Source organism: Streptomyces sp. NPDC048600, assembly GCF_055587025.1.
The window spans coordinates 314,028-326,777 of the sequence record NZ_JBVJGZ010000008.1 but is presented as its reverse complement, the minus strand read 5'-3'; the positions used below and the strand labels follow the sequence as shown (position 1 = coordinate 326,777).

The following is a 12,750-nucleotide window of genomic DNA, read 5'->3' as shown; positions in this document are numbered from 1 at the left end:
AGCCGGGCACGGCCTGCGGCTACGGCCTGTGGACGGGCGCCGGGAGGTACGGCGCGGCCGAGGGCAGGCCCAGGTCGGACGGCAGGAGCGAGCCCACCCAGCAGTCCCGGCGCACGCCCCTGTTGTTCACGGCCGAGCGGAGAGTGCCCTCGACGGTGAAACCGGCGCGTTCGGCGACCGCGCGGGAGGCGTGGTTGCCCACCTCCGCGCGCCACTCGACGCGGTCGACCGCCCGCTCGGTGAAGGCCCAGCGGCAGGCGGCCGCGGTGGCCTCGGTCAGATAGCCGTGGCCCCGGTGCTCCTTCGCCGCCCAGTAGCCGACCTCCGCCGTGGCCAGCGAGCGCATGGTGAGGCCGAGCATGCCCGCCAGCGCACCGGAGGAGGAGAGGAAGACACCGAAGGTGAACATCGAGTCGTGCGCCCAGCCGTCCGGCACGACCTGTCCGGTGAAGGCACGCGCGTGTTCCGGCAGATAGGGAGAGGGGAACTGCGAGATCCACCGCTGGATGTCGGGGTCCTGCGCGGCGGCGTGGACCGCGTCGGTGTCCCGCGGGCCCACCGTGCGCAGCAGCAGCCGCTCGGTGGTGAGAGTGACGGGTTCCATCGCCAGATTCTGCGCGCGGGCGGGCCGGATGGCCATCTCTTCGCGGTGCGTGAGCGCGTGATCACATTTCGCGCAATTCGTCGGAGCCCTCCGGCACCATCTCGCGGCTCCGTCCGTTGTCCCTCGTGAAGGAGAATTCCGGAGCACACCGGAAGCAACGGGCAGCCCGGTCACGGCAGGCCTCCCGGCCCAGCCGGGTCCTCGCATACGATGGCCGTTGCTCAGTAAGTCAAATGGAAACCGACCGTCCTAGGCCCGACCGGCAAGGAGACCAACCCCCGTGTCCGTCCTCTCGAAGATCATGCGTGCAGGCGAAGGCAAGATCCTGCGCAAGCTGCACCGCATCGCGGACCAGGTCAACTCCATCGAAGAGGACTTCGTCGACCTCTCCGACGCCGAGCTGCGGGCCCTCACCGATGAGTACAAGCAGCGTTACGCCGACGGTGAGACCCTGGACGATCTGCTTCCCGAGGCGTTCGCCACCGTCCGCGAGGCCGCCAAGCGCGTCCTCGGCCAGCGCCACTACGACGTACAGATCATGGGCGGCGCGGCCCTGCACCTCGGCTATGTCGCCGAGATGAAGACCGGCGAGGGCAAGACCCTCGTCGGCACCCTGCCCGCTTATCTGAACGCCCTGTCCGGCGAAGGCGTGCACCTCATCACGGTCAACGACTACCTGGCCGAGCGCGACTCCGAGATGATGGGCCGCGTCCACAGGTTCCTCGGCCTGACCGTGGGCTGCATCCTCGCCAACATGACGCCGGCGCAGCGCCGTGAGCAGTACGCGAGCGACATCACCTACGGCACGAACAACGAGTTCGGCTTCGACTACCTGCGCGACAACATGGCCTGGTCGAAGGACGAGCTGGTCCAGCGCGGCCACAACTTCGCCATCGTCGACGAGGTCGACTCCATCCTGGTCGACGAGGCCCGTACGCCGCTGATCATCTCCGGCCCGGCCGACCAGGCCACCAAGTGGTACGGCGACTTCTCCAAGCTGGTCACCCGCCTCAAGCGCGGTGAGGCCGGGCAGCCGCTGAAGGGCATCGAGGAGTCCGGCGACTACGACGTCGACGAGAAGAAGCGCACGGTCGCCATCCACGAGACCGGTGTCGCCAAGGTCGAGGACTGGCTGGGCATCGACAACCTCTACGAGTCGGTGAACACCCCCCTGGTCGGCTACCTGAACAACGCCATCAAGGCCAAGGAACTCTTCAAGAAGGACAAGGACTACGTCGTCATCGACGGCGAGGTCATGATCGTCGACGAGCACACCGGCCGTATCCTCGCCGGCCGCCGCTACAACGAGGGCATGCACCAGGCGATCGAGGCGAAGGAAGCGGTGGCGATCAAGGACGAGAACCAGACGCTCGCCACGATCACCCTCCAGAACTTCTTCCGCCTGTACAAGCGTCACGACCAGGCCGGCAAGGAGGTCCCCGGCCTCTCCGGCATGACCGGTACGGCCATGACCGAGGCCGCGGAGTTCCACCAGATCTACAAGCTCGGCGTGGTCCCGATCCCGACGAACAAGCCGATGATCCGCAAGGACCAGTCGGACCTGATCTACCGCACCGAGGTCGCCAAGTTCGAGGCGGTCGTCGACGACATCGTCGAGAAGCACGAGAAGGGCCAGCCGATCCTCGTCGGCACCACCTCGGTCGAGAAGTCCGAGTACCTCTCGCAGCAGCTCAGCAAGCGCGGCGTCCAGCACGAGGTGCTCAACGCCAAGCAGCACGACCGTGAGGCGACGATCGTCGCCCAGGCCGGCCGCAAGGGCGCCGTCACGGTCGCCACGAACATGGCCGGCCGTGGTACGGACATCAAGCTCGGCGGCAACCCCGAGGACCTCGCCGACGCCGAGCTGCGTCAGCGCGGCCTCGACCCCGAGGAGCACATCGAGGAGTGGGCCCACGCCCTGCCCGCCGCCCTGAAGCGGGCCGAGCTCGCCGTCAAGGCCGAGAAGGACGAGGTCGAGTCCCTCGGCGGCCTGTACGTGCTCGGCACCGAGCGCCACGAGTCGCGGCGCATCGACAACCAGCTGCGCGGTCGTTCCGGCCGTCAGGGTGACCCGGGCGAGTCCCGCTTCTACCTGTCGCTGGGCGACGACCTGATGCGGCTGTTCAAGGCCCAGATGGTCGAGCGCGTGATGTCGATGGCCAACGTGCCGGACGACGTGCCGATCGAGAACAAGATGGTCACGCGCGCGATCGCCTCCGCGCAGTCGCAGGTCGAGACGCAGAACTTCGAGACCCGTAAGAACGTCCTGAAGTACGACGAGGTCCTCAACCGCCAGCGTGAGGTCATCTACGGCGAGCGCCGCCGCGTCCTGGAGGGCGAGGACCTGCACGAGCAGGTGCAGCACTTCATGGACGACACCATCGACGCCTACATCGGCGCCGAGACGGCCGAGGGCTTCGCCGAGGACTGGGACCTGGACCGGCTGTGGGGCGCCTTCAAGCAGCTCTACCCGGTGAAGATCACCGTCGAGGAGCTGGAGGACGCGGCCGGCGACCGTGCCGGACTGACCGCCGACTTCATCGCCGAGTCCATCAAGGACGACATCCACGAGCAGTACGAGTCGCGCGAGGCGCAGCTCGGCTCGGAGATCATGCGTGAGCTGGAGCGCCGGGTCGTGCTGTCGGTCCTGGACCGCAAGTGGCGCGAGCACCTCTACGAGATGGACTACCTCCAGGAGGGCATCGGCCTGCGCGCCATGGCGCAGAAGGACCCGCTGGTGGAGTACCAGCGCGAGGGCTTCGACATGTTCACCGCCATGATGGAGGGCATCAAGGAGGAGTCCGTCGGCTACCTGTTCAACCTGGAGGTCCAGGTCGAGCAGCAGGTCGAGGAGGTCCCGGTCGAGGACACCAAGCCGGTGGCCGACCTGGAGAAGCAGGACTCCGTTCCGGCGCAGGCCGGCGGGCGTCCCGAGATCCGCGCCAAGGGCCTGGACGCCCCGCAGCGGCGCAACCTCCACTTCTCCGCGCCGACCGTCGACGGTGAGGGCGGCACCATCGAGGGCGACTTCGCCGAGGACGGCGAGCCGGTGCGCTCCGAGGCCGACGGCCTCACGCGCGCGGAGCGCCGCAAGCAGGCGCGGGGCACCGCGGGCCGCCGCCGCAAGAAGTGACACCGCGCGGGGCCTCCTGGCTCCGCCGGGTCCGAAGGGCCGGTCTCCCAGGGGGAGGCCGGCCCTTCGGCGTGCGCGTGTGCGGGTGCGGCGGGCGGTGTGGCCGAGCGGCGGCGACCCCACGCTTCGACAGGCCGGCCGTCCTCCCGGACGTGTGCGTCAGCGGGCGTCGGCGGGCGCGCCGGACGTCCCCGCCGTGCGGCCCAGTTCCACGGCCGTGCAGCGCCAGCGCCGGTCGCGGCCCAGTTCCAGGCGGAAGGCCATGGCCCGCAGTTGGTCGCCCGCGGCGATCCGGGCGAAGGCCTCGACGGCGCCGTCGCGCGGCACGTAGTAGCCGATGTCGCGGACGACGGGCCGGGTGCCACGGGTGCGCAGGGGGCCGCGTTCGGCGAGCCGCGTGAGGTCGTCGTAGGCCTGGCCCGCGGTGTGGCGCAGCATCCAGTGGGCCGGGCGCTGGCCGCTGAGGACGAGCAGCAGGCGGTCGGCGAAGAGGTCGGTGGGACGGGGCTGCGGCACCGGGCGGTGAGGCGTGGCCTGGGCGGGGACGGTCGTCGGGCGGGGCGTCGGCCGGGCGGGCAGGGCTGTCCCGGCGCCGCGCGTGGCCTGGCGGCCGACGGTGGGCGTCGGCGGCTCGGGGCTCAGCGGCCCTGGGAGGGCGCGGGACGGGCTGCCCGGTGCGTCGGGCCGGGTGCCGGGCGGGCGTGCGGTGGAGGGCGCGCCGGGGGCCGGGACGAGGGTCCCGGGGGAGCCCGGCGGCCTGACGGTCGGGGCGGTGCCCGCCCGCGGTGCGGGGCCCCCTGGTCGGCGTGGGTCGCGTCGGGTCGGCGGCCGGGTGCCCGGCCGGGCCGGGGCGTGGGCGGGGCGGCTCGCGGCGGCGGAACGCGGGGCGAGGTGCTCTCGGCTGGTCCTGGTCATGACCTTGTCCATGACGCGCAGGCCGGCGGTTGCGGTGGTGATGTCCATGAGGTCCCCGTTCGACTGGCCCGGCCATACCGGGCAGTAACTTCGCGGTGGGGATCTTGTACGGGGTGCGGGACCGGGGCGGCAAGGACCTCCCGAGCCCGTGGCCGGGCCACGGAAAGTTCACCTATCAAGGTGGTGAGGGGGTGCCCCGGCCAGTGTCCCGCGGGGTGGGCCGGGTGAATTCCGGGACCGGGGTGGACGTCCGGGAGGCCGGGGACGGCAACTCGAAAGGGGACACCGACCGTATCCTGAAGGCCCATCGGGGAGCTCCGAGCCCCGTGGGTCCGGTCAGTCCTCCGACACGAAAGCGGCCTGCTCATGCGCGTCTACGTCCCCCTGACCCTCTCCGGTCTCGCCGAGGCGTACAAGACGGGTCAGCTGGAGGCCGAGCCGTTCGTGGCGTACGCCGTCACGCCCGCGCTGCGCGAGTGGTACCTCTCCGACGACATCGAGGAGCTGGAGTACGCCGCCCTGAGCCGTGCCGCGCTGGCCTCGCTGCGGCTGCTCGCCGCGGAGCCCGGTGCCGTGCGGCGCCGGGTCGTGGTCGCCGTCGACGTTCCCGAGGACTCCGCCGTGGCCGACCCCGACCGGGGGCTCGACCCGGCCGCGCTCGGTGAGGTGCGGGTCGGCGCGGCCGTACGGCTGGCCAAGGCGGCCTCGGTGCATGTCGACTCCGACGACGCGGAGGAGGACGTGACGGCGGCGGTGCGTGCGCTCGAGGCGGCGGACGGCGGGGACGACGACGCGCAGTTCGTCGTGGACGGCGCCGAGGACCACGAGCTGCTGTGGTTCGCCACGCAGGAGATTCCGAACCTGGTGGGTCAGGGCGCCTGAACCCGCATCCGTCCGTCTGCCGCGCCGGACCCCGGAAACCGTGGGGGGCTGGTCGCCCTCCGTACGCCGCTGACCTGCGGTTCTCCTGATTGTCAGTGGGGGCGGGTACGTTCTTGGGCATGGGGATGCACAACGCGGCGCACATCGTCTGGGACTGGAACGGGACGCTGTTCCACGACAACGACGCCATCATCGGGGCGACGAACGCGGCGTTCGCCGAGCTGGGCCTGGAGCCGATCACGCTGGAGCAGTACCGGGCGCTGTACTGCGTGCCGGTGCCGAAGTTCTACGAGCGGCTGATGGGGCGCCTGCCCACCGACGCCGAGTGGCAGGTCATGGACGACACCTTCCACCGGTACTACACCCAGCACCGCATGCGCTGCGGGCTGACCGAGGGCGTGACCGACCTGCTGACGCACTGGGGGGCGGCAGGGCGCAGCCAGTCGATCCTCAGCATGTACGGGCACGAGGAGCTCGTGCCGCTGGTGCGGGGCTTCGGGATCGAGGCGCACTTCCTCCGCGTCGACGGGCGGACGGGACCGTCCGGGGGCAGCAAGGCCGAGCACATGGTGCGGCACCTGCGGTCGCTGCCCCGCGTGGACGCCGGACGGACCGTGGTGATCGGGGACGCCGCCGACGACGCGGTGGCCGCACTGCACGTGGGCGCGCGTGCGGTGCTCTACACCGGGGGGTCGCACGGCAGAGCCAGCCTGGAGACCGTGGGCGTGCCGGTCGTGGACACGCTGGCGGAGGCGGTCGCCGAGGCGGAGCGGCTCGCGGCGTAGGGCGGCCACGGAGCGCCGCACGGCAGGGAGGGCCCGGTGCGGGGCACCTGCCTGGCACTCCCCGCACCGTCAGCCGGACGGCCCGCTCAGGTGACCGGCGCCTTCACCCGCAGCACGGTCAGGAACTCCCGCATCCACGCCGAGTGGTCCGGCCAGGCCCGGGAGGAGACGAGGGTGCCGTCGACGACGGCCTCGGCGTCGGCGAACGTGGCGCCGGCGGCCTGCATGTCGAGTTCGAGGGCGGGATACGCGGTGACACGGCGGCCGCGCAGACCGTCCACCGAGGCGGTGAGGAGGGGGCCGTGGCAGATCTGGGCGACGGGCTTGTCCGCGTCGAAGAAGGACTTGAGGATCTTGCGCAGCTCGGGGTCGTTGCGCAGGTACTCGGGCGCACGGCCGCCGGGGACGACCACGGCCACGTACTCGCCGGGCTCGACCTCCGAGAAGGCGAGGTCGGCGGGCCAGGTGTAGCCGGGCTTCTCGGTGTACGTGTCGAAGCCGTCCTCGAAGTCGTGGACGACGAACTGGAGCTTCTTGCGGGTCGGGGCGGCGATATGGACCTCGTAGCCCTCCTCGCGCAGGCGCTGGTAGGGATAGAGGACTTCCAGGGACTCCGCCGCGTCTCCGGTGACGATGAGGATTTTCGCTGTCATGGCCGTGCGCTCCCCTCAGGACCGTGGCTTCATGGGGCAACCTGCCGCCTCGGCGGCGCCTTGCCAAGAGGCGCGCTCGGTTTCAGCCTGCGCGCCCCCGGCGCAGCCGTCGACTTTTCCGGTCACGGACCACAGGGGAAGGCTTTGTCGGCCACCGATCACGGGGGACGGCTTTGTCGGCCACGGATCACAGGGGATGCGGCTTCTCCGGCCACGGATCACAGGGACGGCACGGACGGACGCCGTGGCCCAGGAGTCACCCTCAGTCACCCGATCGAGCGCATGCACCCCACTTCGGCCGTCCGTCCCTGTGCAGAACGTCAAAGTTCGCCCCCCAGTTTTGTACACATACGGCTCATGACGTGCCCCCCGGAAGGAGCGATAGCCTGGTGGCGTGATCAGCGCGATATCTCGCGGGGGCGCCGACGCCCCTGCCCTGCGCCCGGAGAGCACGGAGGACATCCGTGACCGGGCGGCGGTCGCTGGTCTTCGCGGGCGGGTCGGGGTCGTGACGGCCCCCAGGACGCCGAACACACCTCCGAGCACCCACCGGATCCGGACAGCGCCCACTTCGGCGTCCCGTCCCCCGGCGGCATCGGAATCGGCCGACAACCGACCGCGCTTCTCCCTTCGCGGCACAGCGACGGCACAGACCGGACACCCCGCGTCGCGGCGGCGCCGGGCCGGGCAGGGAGAGACCGAACACCTTTCAACGTCACGCAACGGCGCGCGACAGGAGTCAGAGGACAATGCAGACCAAGCTGGACGAAGCCAAGGCCGAGCTGCTCGAACGGGCCGCCCGGGTAGCTGAGAACAGCCCGGTCGGGGGGCACCTACCGACTGGGACGACGGAACACGGCACCCCCGACCGGGCCGCCGTGCTCGCGTTCCTCCAGCGCTACTACCTGCACACCGCCCCGGAGGACCTGTCCGGCCGCGACCCGGCCGACGTCTTCGGAGCCGCCTACTCGCACTTCCGCCTGGCCGAGAACCGCCCCCAGGGCACGGCCAACGTGCGGGTGCACACTCCCACGGTCGAAGAGAGCTCGTGGGCGAGCAGCCACTCGGTGGTCGAGGTTGTCACCGACGACATGCCGTTCCTGGTCGACTCCGTCACCAACGAGCTGACCCGCCAGGGCCGCGGCATCCATGTCGTGATCCACCCGCAGGTCGTCGTACGACGCGATCTGACCGGCAAGCTCATCGAGCTGCTCAGCACGCCGCACACCGGCGAGCTGCCGCACGACGCGCACGTCGAGTCCTGGATCCACGTCGAGATCGACCGTGAGACCGACCGCGCCGACCTCAAGCAGATCACCGTCGATCTGCTGCGCGTCCTGTCCGACGCCCGTGAGGCCGTCGAGGACTGGGAGAAGATGCGCGACGCGGCCCTGCGCATCGCCGAGGACCTGCCGCAGGAGCCCGTCGCCGACGACCTGCGCAGCCAGGAGGTCGAGGAGGCCCGCGAGCTGCTGCGCTGGCTGGCCGCCGACCACTTCACCTTCCTCGGCTACCGCGAGTACCAGCTGCGCGACGACGACTCCCTGGCCGCCGTGCCCGGCACCGGCCTCGGCATACTGCGCTCCGACCCGCACCACGCCGGGGACGAGAGCCACCCGGTCAGCCCGTCCTTCGAGCGGCTGCCCGCCGACGCCCGCGCCAAGGCCCGTGAGCACAAGCTCCTCGTCCTCACCAAGGCCAACAGCCGCGCCACCGTCCACCGCCCGTCGTACCTCGACTACGTCGGCGTGAAGAAGTTCGACGAGAACGGCGAGGTCGTCGGCGAGCGCCGCTTCCTGGGCCTGTTCTCCTCGGCCGCGTACACCGAGTCCGTGCTGCGTGTGCCGGTCGTGCGCCGCAAGGTCGACGAGGTCCTCAGGGGCGCCGGCTTCTCGCCCGCCAGCCACGACGGCCGCGACCTGCTCCAGATCCTGGAGACCTACCCGCGCGACGAGCTGTTCCAGACGCCCGCCGACGAGCTCCGGGCGATCGCCACGTCCGTGCTGTACCTCCAGGAGCGGCGCCGGCTGCGCCTGTACCTGCGCCAGGACGAGTACGGCCGCTACTACTCCGCGCTGGTCTACCTCCCGCGCGACCGCTACACCACCGGCGTACGCCTGCGGATCATCGACATCCTGAAGGAGGAGCTCGGCGGCGTCAGCGTCGACTTCACCGCCTGGAACACCGAGTCGATCCTGTCCCGGCTGCACTTCGTGGTCCGTGTCCCGCCGGGCACCGAGCTGCCGCAGCTGTCCGACCTCGACAAGGAGCGCATCGAGGCCCGCCTGGTCGAGGCGGCCCGCTCCTGGGCCGACGGCTTCGCCGACGCGCTCAACGCCGAGCTCGGCGAGGAGCGCGCCGCGGAACTGCTGCGCCGCTACGGCAACGCCTTCCCCGAGGGCTACAAGGCCGACCACAGCCCGCGCGCGGCGGTCGCCGATCTCGTCCACCTGGAGCGGCTCGACGAGCACAAGGACTTCGCGCTCAGCCTCTACGAGCCGATGGGCGCCGCCCCCGACGAGCGCCGCTTCAAGATCTACCGCAAGGGCCAGGCCGTCTCCCTGTCCGCGGTCCTGCCGGTCCTCAACCGGCTCGGCGTCGAGGTGATCGACGAGCGTCCCTACGAACTGCGCTGCGCCGACCGCAGTGTCGCCTGGATCTACGACTTCGGCATGCGCGTGCCCAAGACGCAGAGCGGCGGCAACGGCGACTACCTCGCCGACGACGCCCGTGAGCGGTTCCAGGAGGCCTTCGCCGCCACCTGGACCGGCAAGGCCGAGAACGACGGATTCAACTCCCTCGTGCTGAGCGCCGGGCTGAACTGGCGGCAGGCCACCGTGCTGCGCGCGTACGCCAAGTACCTGCGCCAGGCCGGTTCCACCTTCAGCCAGGACTACATGGAGGACACCCTCCGCAACAACGTCCACACCACCCGGCTGCTGGTGTCGCTGTTCGAGGCGCGGATGTCGCCCGACCGGCAGCGCGCGGGCCACGAGCTGGTCGACGCCCTGCTCGAGGAGCTGGACGCCGCGCTCGACCAGGTCGCCTCGCTGGACGAGGACCGCATCCTGCGCTCCTTCCTCACCGTGATCAAGGCGACGCTGCGCACCAACTTCTTCCAGGAGGCGGCGGGCGGCCAGTGGCACGACTACGTGTCCATGAAGTTCGACCCGCAGGCCATCCCGGACCTGCCCGCGCCGCGCCCGGCGTTCGAGATCTGGGTGTACTCGCCGCGGGTGGAGGGCGTGCACCTGCGCTTCGGCAAGGTCGCGCGCGGCGGTCTGCGCTGGTCCGACCGGCGTGAGGACTTCCGTACCGAGATCCTCGGCCTGGTCAAGGCGCAGATGGTGAAGAACACCGTCATCGTGCCGGTCGGCGCCAAGGGCGGCTTCGTCGCCAAGCAGCTGCCGGACCCGAGCGTGGACCGGGACGCGTGGCTGGCCGAGGGCGTCGCCAGCTACAAGACCTTCATCTCCGCGCTGCTCGACATCACCGACAACATGGTGGCCGGCGAGGTCGTGCCCCCGGCGGACGTGGTCCGCCACGACGAGGACGACACCTACCTCGTCGTCGCCGCCGACAAGGGCACCGCGACCTTCTCGGACATCGCCAACGGGGTCGCCGAGCAGTACAACTTCTGGCTGGGCGACGCGTTCGCCTCCGGTGGTTCGGCCGGCTACGACCACAAGGGCATGGGCATCACCGCCCGCGGTGCCTGGGAGTCCGTCAAGCGGCACTTCCGCGAGCTGGGCGTGGACACGCAGAGCGAGGACTTCACGGTCGTCGGCATCGGCGACATGTCCGGTGACGTGTTCGGCAACGGCATGCTGCTCAGCGAGCACATCCGCCTGGTCGCCGCCTTCGACCACCGGCACATCTTCATCGACCCCAACCCCGACGCGGCCACCGGATACGCCGAGCGCCGCCGGCTGTTCGAGCTGCCGCGCTCCAGCTGGGCCGACTACGACACCGGGCTGATCTCCGCGGGCGGCGGCGTGTTCCCGCGCACGGCCAAGGCGATCCAGCTCAACAGCCACATCCGGGAGGCCCTCGGCATCGAGGAGAAGATCTCCAAGATGACGCCGGCCGACCTGATGAAGGCGATCCTGCACGCGCCGGTCGACCTGCTGTGGAACGGCGGCATCGGCACCTACGTCAAGTCGTCCCACGAGTCGAACGCCGACGTCGGTGACAAGGCCAACGACTCCATCCGCGTCGACGGCAGCGACCTGCGCGTCAAGGTCGTCGGCGAGGGCGGCAACCTGGGCCTGACCCAGCTCGGCCGCATCGAGTTCGCGCTGCACGGCGGGCGGATCAACACCGACGCCATCGACAACAGCGCGGGCGTGGACACCTCCGACCACGAGGTGAACATCAAGATCCTGCTCAACGGTCTGGTCACCGAGGGCGACATGACCGTCAAGCAGCGCAACAAGCTGCTCGCCGAGATGACCGACGAGGTCGGCCGTCTGGTGCTCCGCAACAACTACGCGCAGAACACGGCGATCGCCAACGCGCTCGCCCAGTCCAGGGACATGCTCCACGCCCAGCAGCGCTTCATGCGCCACCTGGTGCGCGAGGGCCACCTCGACCGGGCCCTGGAGTTCCTGCCGACCGACCGCCAGATCCGCGAGCGCCTGACCTCCGGGCACGGCCTGACCGGCCCGGAGACCGCGGTCCTGTTGGCGTACACGAAGATCACGGTCGCCGAGGACCTGCTGGCGACCACGCTGCCGGACGACCCGTATTTGCGCAGCCTGCTGGACGCCTACTTCCCGACCGCGCTGCGCACGGAGTTCGCCGCGCACATCGACAACCACCCGCTGCGCCGCGAGATCACCACGACCGTCCTGGTCAACGACACGGTCAACACCGGTGGTACGACGTATCTGCACCGGATGCGCGAGGAGACCGGGGCGTCGCTGGAGGAGATCGTGCGGGCGCAGACCGCCGCGCGCGTGATCTTCCGCTCGGGGGAGGTGTGGGACGGCGTCGAGGCCCTCGACAACCGGGTCGAGGCCGCCGTGCAGACCCGCATCCGGCTGCACTCGCGCCGCCTCGTCGAGCGCGGGACGCGCTGGCTGCTCAACAACCGCCCGCAGCCGCTGGAGCTCGCCGAGACGGTCGGCTTCTTCGCCGAGCGGGTGGAGCAGGTCTGGCAGCAGATGCCCAAGCTGATCAAGGGCGCGGACCTCGAGTGGTGGCAGCAGATCCACGACGAGCTGACCGCCTCCGGTGTGCCGGACGAGCTGGCGAGCCGGGTGGCCGGGTTCTCCTCCGCCTTCCCGGCGCTGGACATCGTCTCGGTGGCCGACCGCACGGGCCAGGAGGCGCTGGAGGTCGCCGAGGTCTACTACGACCTCGCCGACCGGCTCCGCATCACCCAGCTCATGGACCGCATCATCGAGCTGCCGCGTGAGGACCGCTGGCAGTCCATGGCGCGTGCCGCCATCCGCGAGGACCTGTACGCGGCCCACGCGGCGGTGACCGCCGACGTCCTGGCGGTCGGCAACGGCTCCTCGACACCGGCGGAGCGCTTCGAGCTGTGGGAGCAGAAGAACCAGGCGCTCCTCGGCCGCGCCCGCAGCACACTGGAGGAGATCCAGGGCTCGGAGGCGTTCGACCTGGCGAACCTGTCGGTGGCGATGCGCACGATGAGGACCCTGCTGCGCACGCACACGTGACGCCATGAGAACGGGAGGGGGGGGGGGGGGGGGGGGGGGGGAGGTGAGGTATTCTGCTTGATATATCTTATGTTCTCCGCCTGGGCCGGGGGGC

Annotated in this window: 7 protein-coding genes; 4 read left to right on the top strand and 3 right to left on the bottom strand. The window is 70.6% G+C overall.

The annotated features are described in order from the left end of the window. Positions 1–19: 19 nt before the first annotated feature. On the bottom strand, positions 20–604 hold the full coding sequence (locus tag ACZ6SQ_RS14475; RefSeq protein ID WP_469560930.1) for a GNAT family N-acetyltransferase: 585 nt from the start codon (positions 602–604) through the stop codon (positions 20–22). 280 nt (positions 605–884) lie between these two features. Between ACZ6SQ_RS14475 and secA the strand changes: the two genes are divergently transcribed. Next, positions 885–3,737, top strand: a complete 2,853-nt coding sequence (gene secA / locus ACZ6SQ_RS14470; RefSeq protein ID WP_469560927.1) for a preprotein translocase subunit SecA — start codon at positions 885–887, stop codon at positions 3,735–3,737. Positions 3,738–3,896: 159 nt separating this feature from the next. On the opposite strand, the gene ACZ6SQ_RS14465 is transcribed toward secA, so the two are convergent. Continuing rightward, positions 3,897–4,664, bottom strand: a complete 768-nt coding sequence (locus ACZ6SQ_RS14465; RefSeq protein WP_469561004.1) for an Rv3235 family protein — start codon at positions 4,662–4,664, stop codon at positions 3,897–3,899. A gap of 354 nt (positions 4,665–5,018) precedes the next feature. Here ACZ6SQ_RS14465 and ACZ6SQ_RS14460 point away from each other — a divergent pair, with 354 nt between their 5' ends. Further along, positions 5,019–5,534 carry a DUF6912 family protein gene (locus tag ACZ6SQ_RS14460; protein WP_469560925.1) on the top strand — a complete coding sequence of 172 codons (516 nt, stop codon included), beginning with the start codon at positions 5,019–5,021 and terminating at the stop codon, positions 5,532–5,534. A gap of 119 nt (positions 5,535–5,653) precedes the next feature. Continuing rightward, complete coding sequence (locus ACZ6SQ_RS14455) at positions 5,654–6,319, top strand: HAD family hydrolase (protein WP_469560923.1); 666 nt, start codon at positions 5,654–5,656, stop codon at positions 6,317–6,319. A gap of 86 nt (positions 6,320–6,405) precedes the next feature. On the opposite strand, the gene ACZ6SQ_RS14450 is transcribed toward ACZ6SQ_RS14455, so the two are convergent. Then, the gene (locus ACZ6SQ_RS14450) at positions 6,406–6,972 is read right to left on the bottom strand and encodes a DJ-1/PfpI family protein (protein ID WP_469560920.1); all 567 of its coding nucleotides are present in this window, start codon (positions 6,970–6,972) and stop codon (positions 6,406–6,408) included. 749 nt (positions 6,973–7,721) lie between these two features. Here ACZ6SQ_RS14450 and ACZ6SQ_RS14445 point away from each other — a divergent pair. Beyond that, on the top strand, positions 7,722–12,656 hold the full coding sequence (locus tag ACZ6SQ_RS14445) for an NAD-glutamate dehydrogenase (protein ID WP_469560917.1): 4,935 nt from the start codon (positions 7,722–7,724) through the stop codon (positions 12,654–12,656). The last annotated feature ends 94 nt before the right edge of the window (positions 12,657–12,750 follow it).